This window comes from Mycobacterium sp. IDUB_3 (assembly GCF_055419585.1).
Genome location: NZ_JBVAXZ010000001.1, coordinates 2,752,109 through 2,778,467, shown reverse-complemented (window position 1 = coordinate 2,778,467; position 26,359 = coordinate 2,752,109). Strand labels below are relative to the sequence as shown.

Here is a 26,359-nt window from a genome sequence, read left to right as displayed (position 1 = left end):
CCTCGCTCGGTGTTCGATTTCTCGCTCGGTTGCGCCCGCGCTTCGCGCGCTACCTCGCTCGGCGGGCCAGCCGCTCGGAGTCCGAGATCAGCACGCTCTTGCCCTCCAGGCGGATCCAGCCGCGGTGGGCGAAGTCGGCCAGCGCCTTGTTCACCGTCTCCCGGGACGCCCCGACCAGCTGCGCGATCTCTTCCTGCGTCAGGTCGTGGGTGACCCGCATGGCGCCACCCTCCTGGGTGCCGAACCGCTGGGCGAGCTGCAGCAGCTGCTTGGCCACCCGGCCGGGCACGTCGGTGAAGATGAGGTCAGCCAAATTGTTGTTGGTGCGGCGCAGCCGTCGGGCCAACACCCGCAACAACTGCTCGGCGATCTCGGGACGGTCGGCGATCCACGCGCGCAGCGCGTCGCGGTCCATCGACACCGCGCGCACCTCGGTGATGGTGGTGGCGCTGGACGTCCGCGGGCCCGGGTCGAAGATCGACAGCTCGCCGAACATGTCCGACGGGCCCATGATCGTCAGCAGGTTCTCGCGTCCGTCGGGCGAGCGGCGACCGATCTTCACCTTCCCCGCGACGATGATGTACAGCCGATCGCCGGGTTCCCCCTCGGCGAAGACCGTGTGTCCGCGGGGGAAGTCGACGGGTTGCAGCTGCTTGGTCAGCGCTGTGACTGCGCCGGGTTCAACCCCTTGGAAGATTCCTGCCCTTGCCAGGATCTCGTCCACGTTGCCTCTTCAACTTTCCCAGAAAATTAATGTGATACGGGCAGGCTAACCCCTTGCTCGCGTGACGAGTCTAGAGGAACGCCGTTGTGTCTAACGTGCCAACGCTACACACGATTGGCGTGTCGAGGTGCCCTAAACTGCGGATTGACGTGCGAATGGCCGTGGATTCGAGTCGGCAAGGTCATCTCGTCGCGGTCGACGAAGCTGACGGCAAACGACGGCGCGGCGTGACGCGGTCCGCCGCCGCGTCCATTCGCCGGTGCCTCAGCCAGCTGCGCAAGCTCGCGCCGATGCAGGTATTCCAACGCCTCGGGCATGCCCTCGGAGGCCAGCGTGTGCATGTCCACGCCGCCCGCGCGCTCCAGGAAGTCGTCGACGTCGGCGACCGCCAAGGTGCAAGGGGCGAGCTCGGACTCGAGCCGCCCGAGACCCAGCGCCGCCAGCATCAGCAGCGCCGGAATACCGGCCACCAACAACCACGACACACGAAGAGTAAACATGGCCTTGTATCAACTCGGGGTCTCGGTGAGATCACGAAATCAGTACTCTGTCGTAGGTGACAGCGGCTAAGTCGTCCGGGCGTTCGAAATCGACTCCGGCCCCGTCCGGCGGCGGCGATGCCCGGCGCTGGTCGGAGGAAACCCGGGTCGGCTTGGTGCGGCGTGCACGACGCATGAATCGTGCTCTGGCACAAGCATTTCCGGACGCTCACTGCGAGCTGGACTTCACGACGCCGCTCGAATTGACAGTCGCCACAATCCTTTCGGCGCAGAGTACTGATAAGCGGGTGAATCTGACGACGCCGGCACTGTTCAAGCGATACCCGTCGGCGCTGGACTACGCCCAGGCGGACCGCGACGAGCTGGAAACCCTGATCCGGCCGACCGGATTTTTCCGCAACAAGGCCTCCTCGCTGATCGGCCTGGGGCAGGCCCTGGTCGAACGGTTCGACGGCGATGTGCCGTCGACCATGGCCGAACTGGTCACCCTGCCCGGGGTAGGACGCAAGACGGCCAACGTCATCCTTGGAAACGCCTTCGGCGTGCCCGGCATCACGGTCGACACCCATTTCACGCGGCTGGTGCATCGGTGGCGCTGGACCGCGGACAAGGATGCGGTCAAGATCGAGCACTCCGTCGGTGAGCTGATCGAACGCAGCGAGTGGACCATGCTGAGCCACCGGGTCATCTTCCACGGCCGCCGGGTCTGCCACGCGCGCAAACCGGCGTGCGGCGTCTGCCTGATCGCCAAAGACTGCCCCTCCTTCGGGCTCGGCCCCACCGAACCGGCGTTGGCCGCGCCCCTGGTGAAAGGCCCGGAAACCGAGCATCTGCTCGCCCTGGCCGGGCTGTAAGCCGGCCCGCCACCACGCGCAGGGACCGCATGCCGATTCGGAGGCCGACCTTGACCCGGAAGGCTCGCTGGCACATCGCGATTCTGGCGGTGGTGGCCGCGCTGATCGTGGCGCTGGTCGCCCAGCTGCGCGACGACTCCGCCTCGACGTCGACGCCCGCGAGCGATCAGCCGGTGGCCGACCGGGAACACCGCGATGCCGACACGCCCGCCGCGCTGGCGGGTCCGCGGCAACGCGCCAACCTGCCACCGTGCCCGACTGCCGCAACCGGCGACGGCCCCGCGGCGCTGCATGGGGTGACGGCCGACTGCGCCGCCGACGGTTCCCTGGTCGACGTCGCCCGCGCCCTTGCCGGGCGCCGGGTGGTCCTCAACCTGTGGGCATATTGGTGCGCGCCTTGCGCGGCGGAACTGCCCGCGATGGCCGAGTATCAACGTCGGGCCGGTTCGGACGTGATGGTGGTGACGGTGCATCAAGACGAGAACGAGACCGCGGCGCTGCTGCGGCTGGCCGAGCTCGGGGTGCGGCTGCCGACCCTGCAGGACGGTCGTCGCCGGGTCGCGGCCGCGCTGCGGGTGGTAAATGTGATGCCCGCGACGGTGGTCCTCCGGCCGGACGGTAGCGTTGCCCAAACGCTGCCACGCGCTTTCACCACTGCCGATGAGATCGCGGCCGCGATCGGCAACGACAGGGGATAAGCGGAAAAATTGAACCGACTGGAGGGGCCGTGAGTGCTGGGGGTTCGCCCCTGCGGAATGGGGACCCCGCCCCCGCCCGCGGGTCCGTACCGCTGCGGCCCGACGCCTGCCCGTCCTGGCTGCGCCCGTTGGTCGACAACGTCGATGACGTTCCGGAAGCGGCGCGGCGCCGCCTGCCGGCCGACGTGCTGGCGATGATCACCAGCAAGGCCGTGTCGGCGGTGGCGACCCTGCGCGGCGCGAGCCGCGAAGCCGCTGTGCTGGTGTTGTTCTCCGGATCGGAATCCGGCGCACCCGACGGTGGTTTTCCCGACGACGCCGACCTGCTCGTCACCGTGCGGGCGTCGACCCTGCGCCACCACGCCGGCCAGGCGGCGTTTCCAGGCGGTGCCGCCGATCCCACCGACGACGGCCCGGTCGATACCGCGCTGCGCGAGGCCCGAGAGGAAACCGGCATCGACGTCAGCAGGCTGTACCCCCTGGCCACGATGGAAAAGATGTTCATCGCGCCGTCGCAGTTTCACGTCGTCCCGGTGCTGGCCTACTCGCCGGACCCCGGCCCGGTGGCCGTCGTCGACAAGGCCGAAACGGCGATCGTCGCGCGAGTTCCGGTGCGCGCCTTCATCAACCCGGACAACCGGCTGATGGTGTACCGCGGCGACCTCGGCCGGCGCTGGGCCGGCCCGGCGTTTCTGCTCAACGAGATGCTGGTCTGGGGATTCACCGGCCAGGTGATTTCTGCGCTGCTCGACGTCGCCGGCTGGGCCCAGCCTTGGGACACCACCGACGAGCGGGAGTTGGACGCGGCGATGGCGCTGGTCGGCGACAGGGGCGAATCTCGATGAATTCCATGAGTCCGTCGCAATGGCTGGACGTCGCCGTACTGGCGGTCGCCTTCATCGCGGCGATCTCGGGCTGGCGGTCGGGCGCGCTGGGCTCGTTGCTCTCGTTTGTCGGCGTGTTGCTCGGCGCGATCGCGGGTGTGCTGCTGGCACCCCACCTGGTCAGCCACATCGCGGCGCCGCGCGCGAAGTTGTTTGCCGCGCTGTTCCTGATCCTCGCGCTGGTCGTCATCGGCGAGGTCGCCGGCGTGGTGCTGGGACGCGCCGTGCGGGGCGCGATCCGCAGCCGTTCGATCCGCACGGTCGACTCGTTCATAGGGGTGGCGGTCCAGCTGGTCGTGGTGCTGACGGCGGCGTGGTTGTTGGCGACGCCGCTGACCCAGTCCAAGGACCAGCCCGAACTGGCCGCCGCGGTCCGCGGATCGCGAGTGTTGGCTCAGGTCAACGACGTAGCGCCGCCCTGGCTCAAGACGGTGCCCAAGCGGCTGTCCGCGCTGCTGAACACCTCCGGCCTGCCGGCGGTGCTGGAGCCGTTCAGCCGCACCCCGGTCGTTCCCGTCGCCTCGCCCGATCCCGAGCTGGCCGGCAATCCGGTGGTGCAGGCCACCGCGCCCAGCGTGGTCAAGGTGCGCAGCCTGGCGCCCAGCTGCCAGAAAGTGTTGGAGGGCAGCGGATTCGTGATCGCGCCCGACCGGGTGATGACCAACGCGCACGTGGTGGCCGGATCCAACAGCGTGCAGATCTACGCCAGCGGCAATCCGCTGGACGCAACCGTGGTGTCCTACGATCCGGCGGTCGACGTCGCGATCCTGGCCGTCCCCAATTTGCCGCCGCCCCCACTGACTTTCGCGCAGGGCGACGCGAAAACCGGTGCCAGCGTGGTAGTCCTCGGGTATCCCGGCGGCGGCAACTTCACCGCCACCCCGGCCAGGATTCGCGAACTGATCAAGCTGAGCGGCCCCGACATCTACCGGGATCCAGCCCCGGTGACCCGTGACGTGTACACGATCAGAGCCAGTGTGGAACAAGGCAATTCGGGTGGACCGTTGATCGACCTCGACGGGCACGTGCTCGGTGTGGTGTTCGGCGCGGCGGTCGACGATCCCGATACAGGGTTCGTGTTGACCGCCGACGAGGTGGCCAGTCAACTCTCCAGGATCGGCGACACCCAGCTGGTGGGCACCGGCTCCTGCGTCGGCTGAGCGCGCTTATCTCGCCCGGCTCAGGTGTACCTGTTCGAGGAACTTCGTCAGGTGCCGGTTGATCTCCTCGGGGGCCTCTTCATGACTGAAATGCCCTGCGCCCGCAATGGATACGTAGCGGCCATGCGGTGCGTAGCGCCGTGTACGGTCGACCGGGTCGGCCAGCACGTACGGATCCGCCTCGCCGCGCAGGTGTAACAGCGGCACACTGAGCTGCTGGCTCATCGACTTCATGAAGCGCCGGCCCTCATCGCGCAGCTGGCTGCGCGCCGCCCAGCGCTGGTATTCCAGTGCGCTGTGCGCGGCCGCCGGAATCTGAATCGCCGTCCGCAGGTGGCCGATGGTTTCGGAGAAGTCTTCGGAGGCAAGCCATTTGCCGCAGCTGCGACTGCGGACCAGGCGCTCGATCTCGGCACCGTCGTCCCGGGTCAACACGCGCTCGGGCCACAACGGTATTTGGTATTGCAGCATCGTCGGCAACAGCGCGTAGCCCTGGTCGCGTCGCGTCAACGTGGACCGCCGCAACGCCGCCGGATGCGGCGAACTGATCAGCGCGATCGCCGACACCAGCCGCGGATGCAACAACGCGGTGGCCCAGCAGCCCAGCCCGCCGTCGGCGTGACCCACCAGGGCGGCCGAGGAGTGCCCCAGCGCCCGAATGAGTCCGGCGGTGTCGCCGGCCATCGTCCAGCCGTCGTAGCCGCGGGGCGGCTTATCGCTGCCGCCGTAGCCGCGCAGGTCGACGGCGACAACCCGGGCGCCGCGCAGTGCGCGCAGCTGATGACGCCAGGACCACCAGAACGATCCGAAACCGTGCAGCAGCATCACCAGTGGGCGCGCCGTGGCGGGCGGGCCGTCGGCGTCGCTCAAGGCCTCGACGACGTGGAAGCGGATGCCATTGGCGTGCACATCGAGATGGCGCCACGGCCCCTCGATGCGGGTTACCGACGGATCCGGAGGCGCCATCTACCAACCCGATGGATCGCCGGCAGCGCCGTTGCCGGGCTTCGCGTGCCTGCCAGGCGCCTCGGGGAGCGCCTTGGCGCCACCGGCGGCCTTGTCGTGGCCCGGCGTGAGCGCGCTGCGCGTCTCCTTGACCGATTCGATCGTCTCGCGCGGCCCGCGGATTCGGCGCACCTTGACGAAGCCGAACAGGGCCAGCACGGCGCCGACCACCACCATGATCCCGAACACGATCAGGTACGCCGCCCAGCGCCACAGCCAGGTATCCAGCAGTTCGGCGATGAAGAAGAAGAAAAAGAAGGTGGAGTAGAACAGCACCACCAGCGCGGCGATGAAGAAGACGCTGCCGGTGAGACCCTTTTTGACATCCCGGGTGATTTCGGCGCGGGCCAGTTCGACTTCGGCGCGCACCAGCGTGGAGACCTGGGCGGTCGCGTCTTTGATCAGGTCACCGATCGACGGCTCGGCGGGTTTGGCGCGCGGGTCGGTCAACGGAATCGTGGTCAGGGTGCTGGGCACACCGTTCTTCCCATCGGCTTTGCTCACAGACGGTCCTCTTTCGTCGTCGCCCGGCTCGCTGTCGTCGCGGTTTATGTTGCCATGTGGTGCCCAGATAGACGAAGCCAGACGAGGCCAGCCGACCGCCGCGCGGCAGGTTCGAGCGCCCGACCGCCAGTTCGGTTCGGCCAGAAGGCGGTCGGCGACGCCGCGGGGCCACGGTGATTTCGGAGCGCGAACATCCCATCTCGGCGGATTACACTCGGCCAAGCCGGTCGTTATGTCCGGCTTACCGATAGGAGTGGGGCTGTGCGGAGGGTGCACCGATGCTTCCTGGTGGCGACGGTTGCCCTGCTCGTGGCCGCGATGGGTTCGTTTGCCCGCGCCGCTGCAGCTGACGTCCGCGTCCCGTTGGGTGGCGGTGCGGGCATCGTCATCAACGGCGACACGATGTGCACCCTGACCACCATCGGCGGCGATGCCGCCGGTGAGCTGATCGGCTTCACCTCCGCGCACTGCGGCGGCCCGGGAGCGCAAGTGGCGGCCGAGGGCGCGGAGAAGGCGGGCGTGCTGGGCACCATGGTCTCGGGTAACGACAACCTGGACTACGCGGTGATCAAGTTCGATCCGGCCAAGGTGACACCGGTGGCGAACTACAACGGTTTTGTGATCAGCGGCATCGGACCGGACCCGGCTTTCGGCGAGATCGCCTGCAAGCAGGGCCGAACCACGGGTAATTCGTGCGGCGTCACCTGGGGACCGGGCCAGGACCCCGGCACGATCGTCATGCAGGTTTGCGGTCAGCCGGGCGACTCCGGGGCGCCGGTCACCGTGAACAACCTGCTGGTGGGCATGATTCACGGCGCGTTCAGTGACAACCTGCCCACGTGCATCATCAAATACATCCCGCTGCACACCCCGGCGGTGGTGATGTCGTTCAACGCCGCCCTGGCCGACATCAACGCAAAACACCGACCGGGTGCGGGGTTCAGCCCGCTGCCGGGCTGACCGGCAGCGACTACTTCGCCGCCCTGATCGCGTCGAACACGCCGGGATCCAGCAGCGTCGACGTGTCACCCAATTCGCGGTTTTCGGCGATGTCGCGCAACAGTCGGCGCATGATCTTGCCGCTGCGGGTCTTGGGTAGCTCGGGCACCACGTGCACCTCGCGCGGGCGGGCGATGGGTGAGATCTCCCGGGCCACCTCGACGCGCAACTCGTCGACGATCCCGTCGTGCACTTGGTAATCCGCGCACAAGACGACGAACGCGCAGATGGCCTGGCCGGTGGTCGAATCGGTCGCCCCGACCACCGCCGCCTCGGCCACCGCGACGTGGCCGACCAGCGCCGACTCCACCTCGCCAGTGGACAGCCGGTGCCCCGACACGTTCATGACGTCGTCGATGCGGCCCACCACCCAGATGGCGCCGTCGCGGTCGTAATAAGCGCTGTCGCCGGCGAAATACCAGCCCTGCTCAGCGAACCGGGACCAGTAGGTCTCGACATATCGCTCGGGATCGCCCCAGATGCCGCGCAGCATGGACGGCCACGGCTGGTCCAACACCAGGTAGCCGGTGACGTGCTCGCCCTTGTGGACGCCCGGCACCAGTTGATCGCCGTGGTCGTCGACGATCTTGGCCGAGATGCCCGGCAGCGCCCGCATCGCCGAACCCGGTTTGGCCGCAGCGACTCCCGGCAGCGGTGAGATCATCGTGGCGCCAGTCTCGGTCTGCCACCAGGTGTCGACGATGGGCAACCGATCGGCGCCGATCACCTTGCGGTACCAGCGCCACGCCTCGGGGTTGATCGGTTCGCCCACCGAACCCAGCAGCCTCAGGCTGGACAGGTCGTGCGCGTCCGGGATACCACGCCCCCATTTCATGAACGTGCGAATCAGGGTGGGCGCGGTGTAATAGATTGTCACACCGTACTTTTCGATGATCTCGAAATGGCGGTGCTGGCTGGGTGAGTCGGGCGTGCCCTCGTAGAGGACCTCGGTGACCCCGTTGGCCAGCGGCCCGTACACGCCGTAGGTGTGTCCGGTGACCCAGCCGATGTCGGCGGTGCACCAGAAGACATCGGTTTCGGCCTTGATGTCGAAGACGTAGTAGTGCGTGTAGGCGGCGTGGGTCAGATAGCCGCCGCTGGTGTGCACGATGCCCTTGGGCTTGCCGGTGGTTCCCGAGGTGTACAGCAGGAACAGCGGCTGCTCCGCGTCGAAGGGCTCCGGGGTGTGCTCTGGCGAGGCGGCGTCGACGACGTCGTGCCACCACAGGTCGCGGTCGTCGTTCCATGAAACGTCAATTCCGGTGCGCCGCACCACGAGAACGTGCTCGACGGGACTGTCGCCGCCCTGGACGGCCTCGTCGGCCGAGTCCTTCAACGGCGCCGGCTTGCCGCGGCGGAACTGGCCGTCGCTGGTGATGAGCAGCTTGGCCTGCGCGTCGGCGATCCGGGCCTGCAAGGCCTTGGCGGTGAAGCCGGCGAACACCACGCTGTGCATCAGGCCCAGGCGCGCACAGGCCAGCATCGCGATCACCGCCTCCGGGATGAGCGGCAGGTAGATCGCGACGCGGTCGCCGGCGACCAGACCGAGATCGGTCAGCGCGTTGGCGGCCTTGCACACCTCGGCTTGCAGATCGGAATATGTCAGGCTGCGCTGATCGCCGACGGGCTCGCCCTCCCAGTGGAAGGCGACCCGATCCCCGTGCCCGGCCTCAACATGGCGGTCCACGCAGTTGTAGGCGACGTTGAGCTTGCCGTCGGCGAACCACTTGGCGAACGGCGCCTCCGACCAGTCCAGCACCTCGTTGAACGGCGTCGCCCACGACAGCCGATCGGCCTGCTTGGCCCAGAAGGCCAACCGGTCCTGCTCGGCTTCGCGGTATAGCTCCTCGCCGGCATTGGCCTGCTCGGCGAATTGCGCCGGCGGTGGGTACGACGACGGGCCTGCGGTGTTGGTGGCGGTCACTGGTTCTCCTGTGTCGAGACTGCGCCGTTTCGGTGGCCGACTGCGAGCCTAGCCGGGTGAGGTGTAGAGGTGCGAGTGGTAGCCGCGGCCGCGAATCCGGGGTCAAAGTGTGCCCCGATGCCGGATAATCACCCGTGTGCCGGGTCATGGGCGGGGTATCCGCCGACTAATCCCCAGCTTTGCCGGGGCCGCAACGATTTACGCGGCGGCCACCACGCTGGGGTGGCCCGCATCGGCCATGCCCGTCGACAACGCCGACGCGCCCACGCCGTGCTGGTCGGACCAGATCGCCGTCACCGCCTCGCCCGCCGAAGCCGCCGTGGGGCATCGGGCGCTGACCCTGATATTCAGCCTCGCCGGCGGTGCCTACCCGTGCACGCTCACCGGATACGCCGGGGTCGACTCGGGTGCGGGCGGACCGTTGATTCATGCCCAGCCCACGCTGCGCGGATACATGGGCGGCCTGCCCGCAAGCATCAACGAGCCGCCCACCGTCATCCTGTCGATATCGACTCAGGGACAGGCCATAGTCGAGGGCATCGCGACCGACGCTGACGGCAAGCCATGCCCCACCTATACCGACCTGGTCATCAATCCGCCGGACACCACCAATGTGGTGACCGTGTCGGCCACCATCGACGCCTGCGCGTTGCAGGTGCATCCGATCACCGCGGTCTGAGCGACGTCAATCGGCTCCGACCCGGCAGTAGACCCGCACGGCCGATTCATCCGAGGCCAGATACGCCACAGTCACGGCCGGATTCTGAGTTGGCGAAGTCGTGCCGGGCACTTCACCGTCGTGCGACTTCAGGCCCTAGGGTCGGGTGTCATGCGTCGGATGCGAATACCGGTGGCCTTGCTGGCCCCGGTTGCCGTCGCGATGCTGACGATCGCCGCGCTGGCCGGTTGCGGTGGCGGCGCGCTGAGCCCGGATCTGGTGGTGGTCAACGGCGGGGAACCGCCGAACCCCCTGATTCCCACCGGCACCAACGACAGCCAGGGCGGCCGGATCCTCGATCGGCTCTTCGCCGGGCTGATGTCCTACGACGCCGCAGGCAATCCGTCGCCGGAGGTCGCCCAGTCGGTGGACACCACCGACAACGTCAACTACCGGATCGTACTCAAGCCCGGCTGGGCGTTCACCGACGGCTCGCCGGTGACGGCCCATTCCTTCGTCGACGCATGGAACTACGGGGCGCTGAGCACCAATGCCCAACTGCAGCAGAGCTTTTTCAGCCCCATCGACGGGTACGACGCCGTCGCCGGGTTGACTGCCGACGGCAAGCCGACGGCCACCACCATGTCCGGCCTACGGGTGATCGACGACCGGGAGTTCACCGTCCGGCTGAAGGCACCCACCATCGACTTCAAACTGCGACTGGGGCACAGCGCGTTCTACCCGTTGCCGCAGGCGGCCTTTCGGGACATGAGCGCTTTCGGGCAGCATCCGGTCGGCAATGGGCCGTACAAATTAGCCGACGGTCCCGACGGGCCCGCGTGGGAGCACAACGTCCGAATCGACCTCCGGCCCAACCCCGATTACCACGGCAACCGCAAGCCACACAACAATGGGCTGAGGTTCGAGTTCTACTCCAACCTGGACACCGCATACGCCGACCTGCTGTCCGGCAATCTCGATGTGCTGGACACGATCCCGTCCAGCGCGTTGACGATCTACCAGCGCGACCTGGGCGGCAACGCCGCCCGCGGGCCGGTCGCCGTCAGCCAATCCGTCGACACGCCATTGCGGCTCCCGCACTTCGGGGGTGAGGAAGGCCGGCTGCGCCGGCTGGCGTTGTCGGCGGCCATCAACCGTCCACAGATCTGCCAGCAGATCTTCAACAACACCCGCAGCCCGGCCCGTGACTTCACCGCCAGCTCGTTGCCGGGATTCGATCCGAACATCCCGGGCAGTGACGCGCTGGACTTCAACCCCGAACGGGCACGCCAACTCTGGGCACAGGCCAATGCGATCTCGCCGTGGAGCGGGCGCTACGCCATCGCCTACAACGCCGACAGCGGCCACCAGGAGTGGGTGGATGCGGTGGCCAACAGCATCAAGAATGTACTGCGCATCGATGCCGCCGGCGCGCCGCAGCCCACCTTCGCCGGGTTTCGCACCCAGATCACCAACCGCACCATCGACACCGCGTTCCGGGCCGGCTGGATTGGCGACTACCCGTCGATGATCGAATTCCTCGCCCCGCTGTACGCCACCGGCGCGGGATCCAATGACGTCGGATATTCCAGCCGCGACTTCGACGCCGGCCTGGCCGCCGCCGAGGCGGCTCCCGACCTACGGCAGGCCGACGCGCTGGTCAACGTCGCGCAGCGAATCCTGTTGCACGACATGCCCGCCGTGCCGCTGTGGTACTACATCGCCGTGGTCGGATGGTCGCCGGAGGTCAGCGCCGTCAAGGTCACCTGGAACGGTCTGCCCGACTACGAGAACATCGTCAAGGCGTGAATATGGGTTGGTACATCGCACGCAGGGTCGCCGTCATGGTGCCCGTCTTCCTGGGCGCCACCCTGCTGATCTACGGCATGGTCTTCCTGCTGCCCGGCGACCCGCTGGCCGCCATCGCCGGGGACCGCCCGCTGACGCCGGCCGTGGCCGCCGCGCTGCGCGCTCGCTATCACCTCGACGATCCCTTCATCGTGCAGTACCTGCGCTACCTGGGCGGCGTTGTACACGGCGACCTGGGCCGCGCATATTCCGGGCTGCCGGTCAGTGCCGTTCTCGCACATGCGTTTCCGGTCACGCTCCGGCTCGCCGTGATCGCCCTGGTCGTCGAGGCGGTGCTGGGCGTCGGATTCGGCGTGGTTTCCGGGCTGCGCCAGGGCGGACTCTTCGACGCCACGGTGCTGATCGCCGGACTGATCATCATCGCGATCCCGATCTTCGTGCTGGGCTTCCTGGCCCAATTCCTGTTCGGGGTCAAGCTGGGCATCGCGCCGGTCACCGTCGGCGAACGGGCGACCTTCGCGCGCCTGCTGCTCCCCGGAATCGTCTTGGGCTCCGTCTCATTCGCCTACATCGTCCGGTTGACCCGATCGGCGGTGGCCGCCAATGCGCACGCCGACTATGTCCGCACCGCCACCGCGAAGGGGCTCTCGCGGCCACGGGTGGTGACCGTGCACATCCTGCGCAACTCCCTGATCCCGGTCGTGACGTTCCTGGGCGCCGACCTGGGGGCGCTGATGGGCGGGGCGATCGTGACCGAAGGCATTTTCAACATTCACGGCGTGGGTGGCGTGCTCTATCAGGCCGTCACCCGGCAAGAGGCGCCCACGGTGGTCTCCATCGTGACGGTGCTGGTGCTGATCTACCTGATCACCAACCTGATGGTGGATCTGCTGTACGCCGCGCTGGACCCGAGGATCCGTTATGCCTGAGCACTCGGGCTTTTGGGGTGAAACCTGGCGAAAGCTGCACCGCCGCCCGAAGTTCATCGTCGCCGCAATGCTGATCCTCCTCATTCTTCTGGTTGCGCTGTGTCCCGCGTTGTTCACCCACACCGACCCCGGCTATGCCGATCCGGGCCAAAGCCTGCGCAGCCCTTCGGCGGCACACTGGTTCGGCACGGACCTGCAGGGCCATGACATCTACGCGCGCACCGTCTACGGGGCGCGGGCGTCGGTGACGGTCGGGTTGGGCGCCACGCTGCTGGTGTTCGTCGTCGGCGGGGTGTTGGGCGCGTTCGCCGGCTTCTACGGGGGATGGCTCGACGCCGTCATCTCCCGGGTCACCGACATCTTTTTCGGGCTGCCGCTGCTGCTGGCCGCGATCGTGCTCATGCAGGTTCTGCACCATCGCACGGTGTGGACGGTGATCGCCATCCTGGCCTTGTTCGGCTGGCCGCAGATAGCCAGGATCGCCCGCGGCGCGGTGCTGGAGGTGCGGGGCAGCGACTATGTGCTGGCGGCTAAAGCGTTGGGGATGAGCAGGTTTCAAACGCTGCTCCGGCACGCCCTGCCCAACGCGGTGGGACCGGTGATCGCGATGTCCACGATCGCACTCGGCGCCTTCATCGTCACCGAGGCCACACTGTCCTACCTCGGCGTCGGGCTGCCGACCTCGGTGGTGTCCTGGGGCGGCGACATCAACCTCGCCCAGACGCGGCTGCGGGCTGGCTCGCCGATCCTGTTCTATCCCGCCGGCGCGCTGGCGATGACGGTGCTGGCTTTCATGATGATGGGGGACGCGCTGCGCGACGCCCTGGATCCGGCCTCGCGGGCCAGGCGCGCATGAGCACCGGGGGATCGCCGCTATTGGCCGTCGAGGGCCTGGAAGTCAGGTTCGGCGACCATGCCCCCGCGGTGGCCGGCGTGGACCTACATGTCGAAAGCGGCCAGACCGTCGCCGTGGTCGGCGAGTCGGGATCGGGGAAGTCCACCACCGCCGCGGCGATCCTCGGGCTGCTGCCCCCCGGCGGACGAATCACGGCCGGGCGCATCACGTTTGACGGGATCGACATCACCTCCGCCGATCGCCGGCTGCTGCGTTCGATCAGGGGGCGTCGCATCGGGTACGTGCCGCAGGACCCGATGACGAACCTCAACCCCGTCTGGAAGGTCGGCTTTCAAATACGAGAAGCGTTGCGGGCCAACACTGATGGCCGTCAGGCGCGGCGGCGGGCGGTGGAACTGCTCGCCCAGGCCGGCATGCCGGATCCGGCGAAGCAGGCCGGGAAGTACCCGCACCAATTATCGGGCGGTATGTGCCAGCGCGCACTGATCGCCGTCGGGCTGGCGGGCCGCCCGCAGCTGCTGATCGCCGACGAACCGACGTCGGCCCTGGACGTCACGGTGCAGCGTCAGGTGCTCGACCATCTGCAGCGGCTGACCGACGAGCTGGGCACCGCGCTGCTGCTGATCACCCACGATCTTGCGCTGGCTGCCGAACGGGCCGAGCGCGTCGTCGTCGTCCACCGCGGCGTCGTCGTGGAAACCGGTGCTGCACAGAGCATTCTGCGGGAACCCCGACACGAGTACACCCAGCGGTTGGTGGCCGCGGCTCCGTCGCTGACGCGCCCGGTCCGGCCGGCACCCGCCCGGACCGACGACATCCTGGTCGCCTCGGAGCTCACCAAGGTGTACCGGGATTCGCATGGCGCACCGTGGCGGCGTGGCGAGTTTCGCGCGGTCGACGCGGTGTCGTTCCGGCTGCAACGGGCCCGCACCCTGGCCGTCGTCGGCGAATCCGGCTCGGGAAAGTCGACGCTGGCCCGCATGGCGCTCGGCCTCCTCCAACCCACCTCGGGCACAGTCGTTTTTGACGGCACGCAGATCTCCGATGCGATGAGCCGCGACGCGCTGATGGCCTTTCGCCGGCGCGTGCAACCGGTATTCCAGAATCCGTACAGCAGCCTGGACCCCATGTACTCGGTGTTCCGTGCCATCGAGGAACCGCTGCGGATCCACCGCGTCGGCGACCGCAGGCACCGCGAGAAAACGGTGCGCGAGCTCGCCGACCAGGTGGCGCTGCCTTCGTCGGTGCTGAGCAGGTTGCCGCGTGAGCTTTCGGGCGGCCAACGTCAGCGGGTCGCGATCGCGCGGGCCTTGGCGCTGCGGCCCGAAGTGCTGGTCTGCGACGAGGCGGTGTCGGCGCTCGACGTGCTGGTGCAGGCGCAGATACTCGATTTGCTGGCCGAGCTGCAGGGCGAACTGGGCCTGGCCTACCTGTTCATCAGCCACGACCTGGCGGTGATCCGGCAGATCGCCGACGACGTCCTGGTGATGCGGGCGGGCCGCGTCGTGGAGCACGCGCCCACCGAGCGGCTCTTCACCGACCCCGGCCACGACTACACCCGGCAGTTGCTGGACGCCATCCCGCGGGCGCCGAAGTCCGACGGGGATAGGTTGTGATGTTGTGACAGCTGATCCGCTGGCCCCCTTGATGGAGCTGCCCGGCGTCGCCGAGGCAAGCGACCGCGCCCGCGACGCGCTGGGTCGTGCCCACCGCCACCGCGCCAACCTGCGCGGCTGGCCCGTGACCGCCGCCGAGGCGGCCCTGCGGGCGGCGCGCGCGTCGTCGGTGCTGGACGGTGGCCCCGTCCGGTTGGAGGATCTGGCCGATGCCGGGCAGATCAGCGATCCGGTGTTCGCCGGAGCGCTCCGGGTGGCCCAGGCGCTGGAGGGCGGCGAAGGCCCCCTCGTCGCGAGCTGGCGACGGGCGCCGCTGCAGGCACTGGCCCGCCTGCACGTGCTGGCCGCGGCGGAGCAGGTCGACGACGAGCGGTTGGGTCGGCCGCGTGCCGATGCCGGCGTGGGGCCACGACTGGAGTTGTTGGCGGACTTGGTGAACGGGCGCACCCGGGTGCCGGCGCCGGTGCTTGCCGCGGTCGCCCACGGCGAATTGCTGACGCTCAAACCGTTCGGCAGCTCTGACGGTGTGGTGGCGCGGGCGGTGTCGAGATTGGTGACCATTGCCAGCGGGCTGGACCCACACGGGCTGGGTGTGCCCGAGGTCAGCTGGATGCGCCAGCCCGCCGCCTATCGCGATGCCGCGCAGGGTTTCGCCGGTGGCACACCGGAGGGCGTGGGGGCCTGGCTGGTGCTGTGTTGCCGGGCGATGAAAGCCGGTGCGCAAGAGGCCGTGTCGATCGCCGACTCGATGTCGAACCGATAGCTGAAGCGGTAGCCCAAGGCCGGGAAACTTCACCGGAAACAACCGCAAAAATGTAGAGCGGGCGACGTTCCGAATGTTCGGTCCGCCGCCCGCTAACACGGGACTCGGTTACCAAGCGTGCATCTCTGGGGCTGCGTGGGTTGGCCTCGGCGATCTTGCGACGCTTATGGTTGCAACCCCACCCAAAGGGCTGTCGACACCTTCCGCATTTTCGCAATTTCGCAGGCCCGCAACACTTCTGCCATTTTCGCGGCTATGACTCCGCGTGGGTGCCGAGTACCGTGCTGGGCGCCCGGGTCGGGAGAACGAACCTTCTCTTCCGGATCGATCTAGGCCTCACCGGGCTTCCGTGGTTTCCTTTGTACTACTAGACCCCTAGCACAGCAAGGGCCAATCCGCGAATAGCGCCGAATCCATTTTGGATTGCGCGTTTAACGAGTTTGCTGTCGCGCGCCGCGGTGCTCAGAACGCGTAGCGGCGCAACAAGGAATACGTGACCGCGCCGGCGGCCAGGGCACTGATGCCCACCGCGGCCGTCGTGGCTATCGCCGCCCCGGACGGCGCCGGGATGCGATCACGCAGGGACACCGGACGGGAGAACGAGATCACGGGCCAACCGCGTTCGACGGCTTCCCTGCGCAACCCGCGGTCGGGATTGACCACGCTGGGGTGGCCGACCGATTCGAGCATCGGCAGATCGGTGATCGAGTCGGAGTAGGCGTAGCAGTGTTCCAGCGGGTAGCCCTCGCGGGCGGCCAGCTCGCGGATCGCCTGCACCTTGCCCTCGCCGTAGCAGTAGAACGCGATCTCGCCGGTGTACCGACCGTCCTCCACGACCATCCGGGTCGCCATCGCGTGGGTGGCGCCGAGGGCCCGGGCGATGGGGGCAACGATTTCCTCGCCGGAGGCCGACACCACCACGACGTCGCGCCCGCACAACTTGTGTGCCGCGATCAGGTCGGCGGCTTCGGCGAACACCAGCGGAGTCACGATGTCGTGCAGCGTCTCGTTGACGATCGACTTGACCTGTTCGGCGTCCCAGCCGGTGCACATATTGGTCATGTGCGCGCGCATCCGATCCATCTGGTCATGATCGGCACCGGAGAGCAGATAGATGAACTGGGCGTAGCTGGACTTGAGCACGGCGCGGCGGTTAAGCAGGCCCTGATTGAAAAACGGTTTGCTGAACGCCAGGGTGCTGGACTTGGCGATGATGGTCTTGTCCAGGTCGAAGAAGGCCGCCGTGCGGGCGTGGGGAGCGGTGCTTGCCGCTGATTGCTCCGGGGCTGACTGCTCCGCGGTGGGGTCGAAGACGGTCACCGACCCAGCATAGGTCGGCGGTCCCGCGACGCCGCGATCCCGCACCGGAAATGGCCGCTCAGGGGGGTTCAGGGGGCAGACGGAGCAGTGTTTACGCGGCTCAAGCTGTTTTTTCAGAAAATGAGCTCTTGCGTTACTCCGGCTTGTCATGTGTATAGTAAGCATTACTCGGCCTTGAGCCGAGGGTGTATCAGCCCGACCCCCCGGGGCTGATACACGACGACCCTCGCCTCCTCCCCCCCTGGCGGGGGTCGTCCCTTTTCTACGGTCAGTTTTTTCTCGCCGCACGGCGTCGGTCTCGGCGCGCGATGCGTTGCGGGAATACGTGTCCGTCGTCGCTGGCGGCATTGCCCATGACCTGTTTGTGCACACTTGCGTCTCTATCCACAAATCCGCGTTTGGGACTGTTGTGCCAAGCTCATGGCCCCGCACAGTGGTCGGGTGGCTGGCAGCTCCGGAGTTGACGCGGCGGCTTCCGCCGGTGTGTTGGCGATGCTGGCGGAGCCCGACATGCGCGCCGAGTTGGACCGCGTGGCGGCCGCCGCCGGTGTGCGAGTGGTGCATGCCGGTGACGCGTCTGTAGTCAGCCGCAAAAGTTGGGCGGCGGCAGCGGCCGTCGTGCTCGACGCGCGGGCTGCGGCGCGCTGCGGGCGATGGGCGCTGCCGCGACGCGACCACGTGACCGTGCTGACGGCCGCCGAACCGGAGACGACGACGTGGGCGGCCGCCGTCAGCATCGGCGCCGCGCATGTGTTGCGGCTGCCCGCGCAGGAAGCGGACTTGGTCGGCGCACTTGCCGAAGCCGCCGAATCGTCGCGCGACGACGGGGCACGCGGCCACGCGGTCGCCGTCATCGGGGGCTGCGGCGGAGCGGGCGCCTCCCTGCTGGCGGTCGCGATGGCCCAGGCCGCCGCCGACGCGTTGTTGGTGGACCTGGACCCCTGGGGCGGCGGCCTCGACTTGTTGCTGGGCGGTGAAAGCGCGCCGGGGCTGCGCTGGCCGGATCTGGCGTTGCAGGGCGGGCGGCTGACCTGGCCGGCCGTCCGCGATGCGCTACCACGGCACCGCGGGGTCAGCGTGCTGTCCGGCACCCGGAGCGGTTACGAGCTGGACGTCGGGCCGGTGCACGCGATCATCGACGCGGGCCGGCGCGGCGGGGTCAGCGTCATCTGCGACCTTCCCCGTCGTCTCACCGACGCCGCTCAAGCCGCGCTGAGCGCGGCCGATCTGGTCGTCGTCGTCAGCCGCTGTGACGTGCGAGCCTGCGCGGCGACCGGGGCGTTGGCGCCCGTCCTGGCGTCCATCAATCCCAACGTCGGCCTGGTGGTGCGGGGGCCGTCGCCCGCCGGACTGCGGCCTGCTGAGATCGCCGAGATCGGCGGCCTGCCGCTGTTGGCCTCCATCAAAGTGCAGCCGCACCTCGCCGAGCAGATCGACCGCGGTGGCCTGCGGTTAGGGCGGCGCTCGGCGCTCGCGGTGGCGGCCCGACAAGTGCTCGGCGTGCTCCCGCCCGCCGGGTCGCGGCGACGGGCCGGGCGGAACGGCAAGGCAGCGTGAGCGGTTCGCTGATCGAGCGGGTTCGCGAGCGACTGGCCGGCGAGGCCGGCCCGCTGGGGCCGGCCGTGGTGGCCGCCGCGATCAGGGCCGAGTCCGGCGGGATGCTCGGTGACACCGAGGTGCTGGCCAATCTGCGGGTGTTGCAGACCGAGCTCACCGGCGCCGGGATCCTCGATCCGCTGCTCCGCGCGGACGGGACGACCGACGTGTTGGTCACCGCACCGGATGCGGTGTGGGTCGACGACGGCACCGCCCTGCGGCGCACCGAGATTCGTTTCGCCGACGAGGCGGCGGTGCGGCGGTTGGCGCAGCGGCTGGCGCTGGCCGCCGGCCGGCGTCTGGACGACGCGCAGCCCTGGGTCGACGGCGAGCTGACGGGTATCGGCGCGGGCGGGTTCGCGGTGCGGCTGCACGCGGTGCTGCCGCCGGTGGCGGCCGCGGGCACCTGTCTGTCGCTGCGCGTCCTGCGGCCCGCCAGCCAGGATCTGGCGGCCCTGACCGCCGCCGGCGCAATCGATCCCGCGGCCGCCGCGCTGGTCACCGAGATCATCGGCGCCCGGCTGGCGTTCCTGGTCAGCGGTGGCACCGGGGCCGGGAAGACGACACTGCTCGCCGCGATGCTGGGCGCCGTCCCACCGGGCGAGCGGATCGTCTGCGTCGAGGATGCCGCGGAGCTGGCGCCGCGGCACCCGCACCTGGTGAAGCTGGTCGCGCGGTGCGCCAACGTCGAAGGCGTCGGCGAGGTTCCGGTACGCGAACTGGTCCGGCAAGCGCTGCGGATGCGGCCCGACCGCATCGTGGTCGGCGAGGTCAGGGGCGCCGAAGTCGTGGACCTGCTGGCCGCGCTGAACACCGGCCACGACGGCGGCGCGGGGACCGTGCATGCCAACAACCCGGGAGAGGTTCCCGCCCGCCTGGAGGCATTGGGCGCGCTCGGCGGCCTCGACCGTGCCGCGTTGCACAGCCAACTCGCCGCAGCCGTGCAGGTGCTGCTGCATGTTGAACGCGACCGCGCCGGCCGGCGGCGGCTCGGCGAAATCGCCGCGCTGCAAAGCGATCACGGCCGCGTGCGCGCGGTCACCATGTGGCATGCGGATCGCGGAATGACGGATGCCGCCCCGCAGCTGCAGCGCCTGCTGCGCAGTCGGATGCCGGCGTGACCGGCCCGCTGGCCGGCGCGCTGCCGTTGTCGTTGGCGCTCATCCTGGTTCGGCCCTCGCCGCGCCGACGCCTGTCGGCCTCACGACGCCGGCGGCTCCCGACGATCGGGCTTCGCGAGGCGGGTTGCGTCGCCGCGGGTCTCGGCTGCTTCGCCGTTGTCGTCCTGCCGCTGACCACCGTTCTGTGCCTCGCGGTCGTGGGCGCGACCGCGGGTCTGCGATATCGGCGCCGGCGGGGTATCCGGCGCGCCACGGCCGAGGGCGACGCGCTTCAATCCGCGCTCGAGGTGCTGGTCGGTGAGTTGCGGGCCGGCTCGCATCCGGTGCGGGCGTTCGGCGTCGCCGCCGACGACACGGCCGGCGCGGTTGCGGTGTCGCTGCGTTCGGTGGCGGCGCGGGCCCGGCTGGGAGCCGACGTCGCGGCCGGCCTGGCCGCCGCGGCCCGCGGCTCGACGCTGCCCGTGCACTGGGAGCGGCTCGCGCTGTGCTGGCGGCTGGCCAGCGACAACGGGCTGGGAATAGCCACCCTGATGCGCGCCGCCCAACGCGACATCGCTGAGCGGCAACGGTTCTCGGCCCGTGTCACGTCGAGCATGGCGGGCGCGCGGGCAACCGCGACGATACTGGCCGCGCTGCCGGTGCTGGGAGTGCTGATGGGCCAACTGATCGGAGCCCGGCCGCTGGGCTTCTTGCTCGGTGGGCACGCGGGCGGGTGGCTGTTGCTCGTCGGCTCGACGTTGGCCTGCGCCGGGCTGCTGTGGGCGGATCGCATCGCCGATCGGGTGGCGTCGTGAATCTGGCGGCGGTGCTGCTGGCCGTGGCACTGTGGGTGGGCCCCGGTCCGTCGCTGGTGCGCAGCCGCGCCGGGACGCCGATGCGTGGCGGTCGGCGGCCACGGGGCCAGACATCGTCGCGCGGGACGGATCCGCTGGCCGTCGCCTCCTGCCTGGACGTGCTGGCCGTGTGCCTGGGTGCGGGCATGGCCGTGTCGACGGCCGCGGCGGCCGCGGCCCCGTCCGCGCCGCCGAAGCTGGCAACGGTGTTGCGCCGCGTGGCCGACCTGCTCGCGCTCGGTGCCGATCCCGCTGTCGCATGGTCTGTTCCGCCCGGTCCGCAGAACACGGCCGATCCGCAGATCGATGCGCTGCTGCGGTTGGCCAGGCGGTCGGCGTCCTCGGGCGCGGCGCTGGCCGGCGGCATCACCGAGTTGGCCGTGGAGTCCCGTCACGACGCCGCACACGCGGCGACCGCCGCGGCCGAGCGGGCCGGCGTGTTGATCGCCGGACCGTTGGGCCTGTGCTTCCTGCCGGCGTTCGTCTGCCTGGGCATCGTCCCGGTGGTGGCCGGCCTGGCCGGTGATGTCCTGCAGTCGGGTCTACTGTGAAACGAAAGGAAATCATTGATGGTCAACAGGTTTCGCGAATTCTCGGCACGCGTGGCCGTGCTGGTGGCCGACGAGTCGGGCATGTCTACGGTCGAGTACGCCATCGGCACCATCGCGGCGGCCGCCTTCGGCGCGGTGCTCTACACCGTCGTCACCGGCGATTCCATCGTCTCGGCGCTGACCAACATCATCGGGCGTGCGCTCAACACCAAGGTGTAGCAGGCTGTGCCGGTGCCTCGACTGTCGAGGCCGCACTGGGTATCGCCGCGCTGGTGGTGGTGCTGGTGCTGTGCCTGGCCGGTGTCAGCGCGATGTCGATGCAGATGCGCTGCGTCGACGCCGCCCGCGAAGCCGCCCGGCTGGCGGCCCGCGGCGACGAACGCAGCGCGGTGGCCGCCGCGCGCCGGCTGGCGCCCGGTGGTGCGCGAGTCGACGTGCACCGCGACGGCGACTTCCTGGTGGCCACCGTCGTCGCGCATTCGAAGTTGTTGCCCACCATCGACATTGCAGCCAAAGCGGTCTCGGTGGCCGAGCCGGCGCGGTGAGCGGGGCTCGGCCACCCTGGTCGCTGCCTGGATGATTGTGGTGCTGCTGACGGCGACCGGCGCGGGCGCCTACCTGGGCTCGGCGGTGGTGGCGCGGCACCGCGCCCAGGCGGTCGCCGACCTGGCCGCCCTTGCGGCCGCGGCGCGGCTGGGCTCCGGAGCGGACGCGGCCTGCGCCAGTGCGGCGGGCGTTGCGCGCCAGATGCGGGTCGACGACATCGGCTGTGCGGTCGACGGTCTCGATGTCATCATCACCGCGCGGGTGGCCGTCGCGTTCGGCGGCGCGGCGCGGGCCGCCGCGCGGGCGGGGCCGGCGACCGCGGGATCCCACTAGGGCGCGGCGTCGGGCCTCGGCGACAATCCCGCGGTGGCCAGTTCCTCATCGGTGGGCAGACGCAGCGAGACCAGTCCGGCGTACGTATCCGGTTCGAGTTCCACCCGGTTGACGGTGACGTGCACTGGCACCCAATCCCCGTTGTGGCCGGGCATTCGCAGCACCCGGCTGGTGGCGCCGCCGCTGAATTCCCTTGTCATGGTGGACATCAGGTCGTGGTCGTCGGGGTGGACCCGGGGCTCGCCCGTCTCACTGCTGCGCCAGTCGTAGAACGTGCAGGGCTCGTCGAGCCATTTCAGCAACGACCAGGTGTTGAGGTCGATCAGCGCCCGGTGCACCCCGGCCTGGGCCAGCCCGCTGAGGATCCGTCGCGCCAGGTCATCGGTCGACACCTCCGGGCCCCTGAGCTCGGACTGCCAGTTCATCGCCCGCGCCACCAAGTGCTCCCGGCCGTCGGGTCCCGGTTCCAGAATCGTGCGTGCGACGAAACCTATCCGGATCGCCTCGCCCCGCCAATCGGTGAGATCCCAGGTACTGCACAGTGTTTGGTCGGGCTTGGCCTTGACAGCCATCGCCAGCACTTTGGTCTCGTTCGGGTTGAGTTCACGGGATGGCAGGTCTTCGGCGAAGGCCCTGCCGAAGGTGACCTCGACTTCGGGATTCTTCCCGCTGTTGATCAGCGATTCGCGGGTGTCGGTGGCCACGCCAAGGGTCAGGTCCCACTTCAGCGGCCCCGGAATCGGCCGTTCGGGCGGCTCGACATCGGCGGGACCGGTCCAGACGTGCACGCCATGGATGAAGCCGTCCGACATCACCACCGGTTCGGTGCGAATGATGCGGTCTCGCTTGGGCGTGATGCTGGTCAGGGCCTGGCCGGTCTGCACCGATTCGGCGATCGCCGTGCGAACCGCCGAGAGAAAGGGACTGCGGCGCAGGAATGTCGTGATGGGGACGAGATTTTTGAGCTGGCGGCCCTGCGCCACCACGGTGGGATCACCCCCGAGTGTCTCCACGAGCAACCAGTCGTGGGCCATGCGGCCGATTTTACGGTGAGGCGACGGGTCTAGGGGAGTGCGGGCGATTTCGCCGGGTGCCGAAGACCTCCGCAACCGACACCCGGCACCGGCGTTCGCGGTGCTTGCGATGCCAACGGGGCCTTGGTAGCTTCCTGCTGCGCCCGCATCGTCGGGGTTGCGGGTGGCGCACACTAATCGCTTTCTCGTTCAGTGCGACAGCATGCCGCCACTTCTTGAGCAGGAAATGCGTTCTTGGCGTGGGCGTCACGAGGCAATTCCAGTGGGTCGACCGTCGAGGGGTCGGTCGTCATCCGCGGAAATTGTGCTCCCGTTGCCCCCGCGCCAACTCCGCGAGGACCAGCTTCAGCACCAGCACCGCGCCCGCCTTGTCGAGCGGGTCGTTGCCGTTGCCGCACTTGGGGGACTGCACGCACGACGGGCACCCTCGGGGGCACTCGCAGGCTTCGATGGCGGCTGCTGTCGCACCCAGCCAGATGCGGGCCTGGCGAAAACCCCGTTCGGCGAATCCCGCGCCACCCGGGTAACCGTCGTAGACGAAGACGCTGGGCAGCCCGGGGGGATCGGGCCCGACGGCGGTGGACAGCCCGCCGATGTCGCCGCGGTCGCAGCTGGCCACCAGCGGCAGTAGTCCGATCGCCGCGTGTTCGGCTGCGTGCAACGCTCCGGGGATCCGCGTCGCCTCGATGCCATTGCGCTGCAATGCATCTTCGGTGACGGTGTACATCACCGCCGTGGTGGCCAGGGTGTGTTCCGGCATGTCCAATTCGATGAAGTCGATCACCTCCCCGGACAGCCGGCGGCGCAGATACCCCACCACCTGATGCGTGACCCTGACCGGCACCAGACCCAGCGTGACCGGCCCGAACGCCAGGCGCTCGCCGGTTCCGGTGACGGCGATATCGGTGATCTCGCGCGCGAACGTCGCATACCCGGGATCCTCGGCATGCACGAACGCGATGCCTTCCTCGGTGTCCAGGGAGTCCACCACGTAGCTGTCGCCTTGATGCAGGTACACCGCGCCGGGGTGGACGGCGGCCGGCGCCTGACCGGCGCCGGCGCTGCCCAGCAGCCTTCCGGTGTCGGCCTCCACGATGACGATCTGGCCACCCGCCGAGCCCCGGATGTCCACGGCGGCATGGGGTTCCAGGCCGGGCACCGGAAAGTACTTGCCGCTGCGCCGCCTCAGCAGCCCGTCGTCGACCAGGCCGTCGGCCACCTCGGTCGCGTCGAGGGCGCGTACCTCCGCTTCGTCCAGCGGCAGTTCGGTTGCCGCGCACAGCAGCTGCGGACCCAGGATGTAGGGGTTGGCCGGGTCGATCACGACCCGCTCGACCGGCTTGTCCAGCAGCGCAGCGGGGTTGTGCACCAGATAGGTGTCCAGCGGATCGTCGCGGGCCACCAGCACCACCAGTGCGCCCTGGCCGCGTCGCCCGGAGCGACCGGCCTGCTGCCAGAACGAGGCGACCGTGCCCGGGAAACCGGCGAGCACCACCGCGTCCAGTCCGGCGATGTCCACGCCCAGTTCCAGCGCGTTGGTGGTGGCCAGCCCTCGCAACCGGCCCTCGGCCAGCGCCCGCTCCAGGGCGGTGCGGTCCTCGGCGAGGTAACCGGCCCGATACGACGCGACCTGTCGGGACAGCTCAGGAGCGATGTCGGCCAACCTCGCCTGCGCGCCCAGCGCGGTCAATTCCGCGGCGCGGCGCGACCGCACGAACGTCAGCGTCTGAGCGCCTTCGGCGATCAGGTCGGCCATCACGCGCGCCGCCTCGGCACCGGCGGAGCGGCGTACCGGCGCGCCGTTCTCGCCGGTCAGGTCGGCCCGCAGCGCGGGTTCCCACAGCGCCACCGTCCGGGCGCCCTGGGGTGAGCCGTCCTCGGTGACCTCCTCGACCGGCAGCCCGATGAGTTCGGCGGCCGTCGCGCCCGGTGAATCCGTTGTCGCGCTGGCGAAGATCACCGTCGGCGACGACGAATAGCGGGTGCACAACCGCAACAGGCGGCGCAGCACCATCGCCACGTTGGAGCCGAAAACTCCACGGTAGTAATGACATTCGTCGACAATCACGAAACGCAGGCCACGCAACAGGACGGCCCAGCGGGCGTGATTGCGCAAGATCGACAAATGGATCATGTCGGGATTGGAGAACAGCCACCTCGAACGTTCCCGCGCGAAGCGTCGGACCTCGGTCGGGCTGTCACCGTCGTAGGCGGTCGGCGCGACGTCGTGCAGCCGCGGGATCGCCGCGGTGAGTGCGTGCGCGGCCCGCAATTGGTCGTGGCCCAACGCTTTGGTCGGTGACAGGTAGAGCACCCGGGCCCGCGGATCGGTGGCCAACGCGTTGAGGACCGGGAGCTGGTAGGCCAGTGACTTGCCCGACGCGGTACCGGTACTGAGCACCACGTGACGGCCCGCGTACGCCAGGTCCGCAGCCGCGAACTGATGCGACCACGGTGATTTGATCCCGCGGTCGGCGAACGTGCTGACCACGTCGGACTCGGCCCAGGCCGGCCAATCGTGCGGCCGCCCGATGCGCGGTGGCAGTTCGGCGACATGGCGCAGCGGATGCTCGTCCGAAGCCGTTCCGGCGAGTGCGGCGGCAAGCAGGTGACTGCCGAAACTCGCCATCACACTCCCTCCGGGATCCGTTGTGAGGTCGGCCTTCGCGTCGGCCCTGGAATCGGCCTTCGAATCGGCGGAAGACACAAGTCTGTCGCCGACGCGTTGAACATGGTTGACTATTTGCGGTCGCAGCTTCTGTGTTCGTGTCAAACTTTCGCAGGATCGACGTTGCGGCCGCGGTTCCTGCGAGGTTAATCGGTCGGGTGAAGTTCCGGCGACTCAGCGAGGTATGGCGGTCGTACCAGGCCCGGGGCATCGAAAAGCGATGCCCCGCACCCAGAAGAGAAGGAAAGATCGAGAGATGCCACAGGGAACTGTGAAGTGGTTCAATGCGGAGAAGGGCTTCGGGTTCATCGCCCCTGAAGACGGTTCCGCGGATGTGTTTGTCCACTACACGGAGATCCAGGGTTCGGGCTTCCGCACCCTCGAAGAGAACCAGAAGGTCGAGTTCGAGATCGGCCATAGCCCTAAGGGCCCCCAGGCCACCGGAGTCCGCTCCGTCTAGACGAGAGCAGACCT

The 26,359-nt window shown here is 68.9% G+C and carries 26 protein-coding genes and 1 pseudogene; 19 read left to right on the top strand and 8 right to left on the bottom strand.

Going from position 1 to position 26,359, the window contains the following annotated elements; translation table 11 throughout:
- Positions 1-49 precede the first annotated feature (49 nt).
- Together crp and ACZYVJ_RS12640 are read right to left on the bottom strand one after the other, a co-directional pair.
- Positions 50-724, bottom strand: coding sequence for a cAMP-activated global transcriptional regulator CRP (gene crp, locus ACZYVJ_RS12645; RefSeq protein WP_007772229.1), 675 nt, complete (start codon positions 722-724; stop codon positions 50-52).
- A 104-nt stretch (positions 725-828) separates the two neighbouring features.
- The gene (locus ACZYVJ_RS12640) at positions 829-1,224 is read right to left on the bottom strand and encodes a hypothetical protein (RefSeq protein WP_463831300.1); all 396 of its coding nucleotides are present in this window, start codon (positions 1,222-1,224) and stop codon (positions 829-831) included.
- Positions 1,225-1,397: 173 nt separating this feature from the next.
- Between ACZYVJ_RS12640 and nth the strand changes: the two genes are divergently transcribed.
- The 4 genes from nth to marP are packed head-to-tail and all read left to right on the top strand — an operon-like array spanning position 1,398 to position 4,820.
- Positions 1,398-2,078 carry an endonuclease III gene (gene nth / locus ACZYVJ_RS12635; protein WP_463832969.1) on the top strand — a complete coding sequence of 227 codons (681 nt, stop codon included), beginning with the start codon at positions 1,398-1,400 and terminating at the stop codon, positions 2,076-2,078.
- Positions 2,079-2,107: 29 nt separating this feature from the next.
- Positions 2,108-2,776, top strand: a complete 669-nt coding sequence (locus ACZYVJ_RS12630; RefSeq protein WP_463831299.1) for a TlpA family protein disulfide reductase — start codon at positions 2,108-2,110, stop codon at positions 2,774-2,776.
- 29 nt (positions 2,777-2,805) lie between these two features.
- The gene (locus ACZYVJ_RS12625; RefSeq protein ID WP_463831298.1) at positions 2,806-3,621 is read left to right on the top strand and encodes an NUDIX hydrolase; all 816 of its coding nucleotides are present in this window, start codon (positions 2,806-2,808) and stop codon (positions 3,619-3,621) included.
- Between the two features lie 5 nt (positions 3,622-3,626).
- Complete coding sequence (gene marP / locus ACZYVJ_RS12620; RefSeq protein WP_463831297.1) at positions 3,627-4,820, top strand: acid resistance serine protease MarP; 1,194 nt, start codon at positions 3,627-3,629, stop codon at positions 4,818-4,820.
- 6 nt (positions 4,821-4,826) lie between these two features.
- On the opposite strand, the gene ACZYVJ_RS12615 is transcribed toward marP, so the two are convergent.
- Positions 4,827-5,786 (bottom strand): alpha/beta fold hydrolase, encoded by a 960-nt coding sequence (locus tag ACZYVJ_RS12615; RefSeq protein WP_463831296.1) that lies wholly within the window; start codon positions 5,784-5,786, stop codon positions 4,827-4,829.
- Entirely contained in the window at positions 5,787-6,329 is a 543-nt protein-coding gene (locus ACZYVJ_RS12610; RefSeq protein WP_463831295.1) for a phage holin family protein, read from the bottom strand. It lies immediately after the preceding gene.
- 261 nt (positions 6,330-6,590) lie between these two features.
- Between ACZYVJ_RS12610 and ACZYVJ_RS12605 the strand changes: the two genes are divergently transcribed.
- Positions 6,591-7,289 carry a chymotrypsin family serine protease gene (locus ACZYVJ_RS12605; protein ID WP_463831294.1) on the top strand — a complete coding sequence of 233 codons (699 nt, stop codon included), beginning with the start codon at positions 6,591-6,593 and terminating at the stop codon, positions 7,287-7,289.
- A gap of 10 nt (positions 7,290-7,299) precedes the next feature.
- Here ACZYVJ_RS12605 and acs read toward each other — a convergent pair whose 3' ends face one another.
- Complete coding sequence (gene acs / locus ACZYVJ_RS12600) at positions 7,300-9,252, bottom strand: acetate--CoA ligase (RefSeq protein WP_463831293.1); 1,953 nt, start codon at positions 9,250-9,252, stop codon at positions 7,300-7,302.
- Between the two features lie 136 nt (positions 9,253-9,388).
- On the opposite strand from acs, the gene ACZYVJ_RS12595 reads away from it, so the two are divergent.
- The 6 genes from ACZYVJ_RS12595 (at position 9,389) to ACZYVJ_RS12570 (ending at position 15,883) form a co-directional block, all read left to right on the top strand.
- Positions 9,389-9,931, top strand: a complete 543-nt coding sequence (locus ACZYVJ_RS12595; RefSeq protein ID WP_463831292.1) for a DUF4232 domain-containing protein — start codon at positions 9,389-9,391, stop codon at positions 9,929-9,931.
- A gap of 159 nt (positions 9,932-10,090) precedes the next feature.
- On the top strand, positions 10,091-11,719 hold the full coding sequence (locus ACZYVJ_RS12590) for a peptide ABC transporter substrate-binding protein (protein ID WP_463831291.1): 1,629 nt from the start codon (positions 10,091-10,093) through the stop codon (positions 11,717-11,719).
- 2 nt (positions 11,720-11,721) lie between these two features.
- Positions 11,722-12,648, top strand: coding sequence for an ABC transporter permease (locus ACZYVJ_RS12585; protein ID WP_463831290.1), 927 nt, complete (start codon positions 11,722-11,724; stop codon positions 12,646-12,648).
- Positions 12,641-13,504, top strand: coding sequence for an ABC transporter permease (locus ACZYVJ_RS12580; RefSeq protein ID WP_463831289.1), 864 nt, complete (start codon positions 12,641-12,643; stop codon positions 13,502-13,504). Before ACZYVJ_RS12585 ends, ACZYVJ_RS12580 begins: the two co-directional genes overlap by 8 nt.
- On the top strand, positions 13,501-15,120 hold the full coding sequence (locus ACZYVJ_RS12575; RefSeq protein WP_463831288.1) for a dipeptide ABC transporter ATP-binding protein: 1,620 nt from the start codon (positions 13,501-13,503) through the stop codon (positions 15,118-15,120). The genes ACZYVJ_RS12580 and ACZYVJ_RS12575 overlap by 4 nt, the downstream gene beginning before the upstream one ends.
- 4 nt (positions 15,121-15,124) lie before the next feature.
- Positions 15,125-15,883, top strand: a complete 759-nt coding sequence (locus ACZYVJ_RS12570; protein ID WP_463831287.1) for a Fic family protein — start codon at positions 15,125-15,127, stop codon at positions 15,881-15,883.
- A gap of 462 nt (positions 15,884-16,345) precedes the next feature.
- Here ACZYVJ_RS12570 and ACZYVJ_RS12565 read toward each other — a convergent pair whose 3' ends face one another.
- Positions 16,346-17,203 carry an HAD-IB family hydrolase gene (locus ACZYVJ_RS12565; RefSeq protein WP_463831286.1) on the bottom strand — a complete coding sequence of 286 codons (858 nt, stop codon included), beginning with the start codon at positions 17,201-17,203 and terminating at the stop codon, positions 16,346-16,348.
- 492 nt (positions 17,204-17,695) lie between these two features.
- Here ACZYVJ_RS12565 and ssd point away from each other — a divergent pair, with 492 nt between their 5' ends.
- The 7 genes and pseudogenes from ssd to ACZYVJ_RS12530 all read left to right on the top strand — a co-directional run bounded on the left by ssd (position 17,696) and on the right by ACZYVJ_RS12530 (position 22,183).
- Positions 17,696-18,760, top strand: a complete 1,065-nt coding sequence (gene ssd / locus ACZYVJ_RS12560; RefSeq protein WP_463832968.1) for a septum site-determining protein Ssd — start codon at positions 17,696-17,698, stop codon at positions 18,758-18,760.
- A complete protein-coding gene (locus ACZYVJ_RS12555) occupies positions 18,757-19,920 on the top strand; it encodes a TadA family conjugal transfer-associated ATPase (protein ID WP_463831285.1) in 1,164 nt (387 codons plus the stop codon). Before ssd ends, ACZYVJ_RS12555 begins: the two co-directional genes overlap by 4 nt.
- Positions 19,917-20,714 (top strand): type II secretion system F family protein, encoded by a 798-nt coding sequence (locus ACZYVJ_RS12550; RefSeq protein ID WP_463831284.1) that lies wholly within the window; start codon positions 19,917-19,919, stop codon positions 20,712-20,714. Before ACZYVJ_RS12555 ends, ACZYVJ_RS12550 begins: the two co-directional genes overlap by 4 nt.
- Positions 20,711-21,304 (top strand): type II secretion system F family protein, encoded by a 594-nt coding sequence (locus ACZYVJ_RS12545; protein WP_463831283.1) that lies wholly within the window; start codon positions 20,711-20,713, stop codon positions 21,302-21,304. Before ACZYVJ_RS12550 ends, ACZYVJ_RS12545 begins: the two co-directional genes overlap by 4 nt.
- 18 nt (positions 21,305-21,322) lie before the next feature.
- Entirely contained in the window at positions 21,323-21,523 is a 201-nt protein-coding gene (locus ACZYVJ_RS12540) for a DUF4244 domain-containing protein (protein WP_463831282.1), read from the top strand.
- 23 nt (positions 21,524-21,546) lie between these two features.
- A pseudogene (locus ACZYVJ_RS12535) lies at positions 21,547-21,849 on the top strand (TadE family type IV pilus minor pilin); the annotation flags it as partial.
- Positions 21,809-22,183, top strand: coding sequence for an Rv3654c family TadE-like protein (locus ACZYVJ_RS12530; protein ID WP_463831281.1), 375 nt, complete (start codon positions 21,809-21,811; stop codon positions 22,181-22,183). The pseudogene ACZYVJ_RS12535 and the gene ACZYVJ_RS12530, both read left to right, overlap by 41 nt.
- Here ACZYVJ_RS12530 and ACZYVJ_RS12525 read toward each other — a convergent pair.
- Positions 22,180-23,217, bottom strand: a complete 1,038-nt coding sequence (locus ACZYVJ_RS12525) for a PAS domain-containing protein (RefSeq protein WP_463831280.1) — start codon at positions 23,215-23,217, stop codon at positions 22,180-22,182. The genes ACZYVJ_RS12530 and ACZYVJ_RS12525 overlap by 4 nt on opposite strands.
- A 289-nt stretch (positions 23,218-23,506) precedes the next feature.
- Positions 23,507-25,846 (bottom strand): DEAD/DEAH box helicase, encoded by a 2,340-nt coding sequence (locus ACZYVJ_RS12520; protein ID WP_463831279.1) that lies wholly within the window; start codon positions 25,844-25,846, stop codon positions 23,507-23,509.
- Between the two features lie 295 nt (positions 25,847-26,141).
- On the opposite strand from ACZYVJ_RS12520, the gene cspA reads away from it, so the two are divergent.
- Positions 26,142-26,345: a cold shock protein CspA gene (gene cspA / locus ACZYVJ_RS12515; RefSeq protein WP_007166602.1), complete on the top strand. Its 204-nt coding sequence runs from the start codon at positions 26,142-26,144 to the stop codon at positions 26,343-26,345.
- Positions 26,346-26,359 lie beyond the last annotated feature (14 nt).

Excerpts from the sequence above, each read along its gene's own strand:
- marP (WP_463831297.1), top strand. The coding sequence starts at position 3,627 with ATGAGTCCGTCGCAATGGCTGGACGTCGCCGTACTGGCGGTCGCCTTC.
- ssd (WP_463832968.1), top strand. The coding sequence starts at position 17,696 with ATGCTGGCGGAGCCCGACATGCGCGCCGAGTTGGACCGCGTGGCGGCC.
- nth (WP_463832969.1), top strand. The coding sequence starts at position 1,398 with ATGAATCGTGCTCTGGCACAAGCATTTCCGGACGCTCACTGCGAGCTG.
- ACZYVJ_RS12585 (WP_463831290.1), top strand. The coding sequence starts at position 11,722 with ATGGGTTGGTACATCGCACGCAGGGTCGCCGTCATGGTGCCCGTCTTC.
- ACZYVJ_RS12640 (WP_463831300.1), bottom strand. The coding sequence starts at position 1,224 with ATGTTTACTCTTCGTGTGTCGTGGTTGTTGGTGGCCGGTATTCCGGCG.
- ACZYVJ_RS12580 (WP_463831289.1), top strand. The coding sequence starts at position 12,641 with ATGCCTGAGCACTCGGGCTTTTGGGGTGAAACCTGGCGAAAGCTGCAC.
- ACZYVJ_RS12630 (WP_463831299.1), top strand. The coding sequence starts at position 2,108 with ATGCCGATTCGGAGGCCGACCTTGACCCGGAAGGCTCGCTGGCACATC.
- ACZYVJ_RS12575 (WP_463831288.1), top strand. The coding sequence starts at position 13,501 with ATGAGCACCGGGGGATCGCCGCTATTGGCCGTCGAGGGCCTGGAAGTC.
- ACZYVJ_RS12520 (WP_463831279.1), bottom strand. The coding sequence starts at position 25,846 with ATGGCGAGTTTCGGCAGTCACCTGCTTGCCGCCGCACTCGCCGGAACG.
- ACZYVJ_RS12540 (WP_463831282.1), top strand. The coding sequence starts at position 21,323 with ATGGTCAACAGGTTTCGCGAATTCTCGGCACGCGTGGCCGTGCTGGTG.
- ACZYVJ_RS12525 (WP_463831280.1), bottom strand. The coding sequence starts at position 23,217 with ATGGCCCACGACTGGTTGCTCGTGGAGACACTCGGGGGTGATCCCACC.
- cspA (WP_007166602.1), top strand. The coding sequence starts at position 26,142 with ATGCCACAGGGAACTGTGAAGTGGTTCAATGCGGAGAAGGGCTTCGGG.
- ACZYVJ_RS12615 (WP_463831296.1), bottom strand. The coding sequence starts at position 5,786 with ATGGCGCCTCCGGATCCGTCGGTAACCCGCATCGAGGGGCCGTGGCGC.
- ACZYVJ_RS12590 (WP_463831291.1), top strand. The coding sequence starts at position 10,091 with ATGCGAATACCGGTGGCCTTGCTGGCCCCGGTTGCCGTCGCGATGCTG.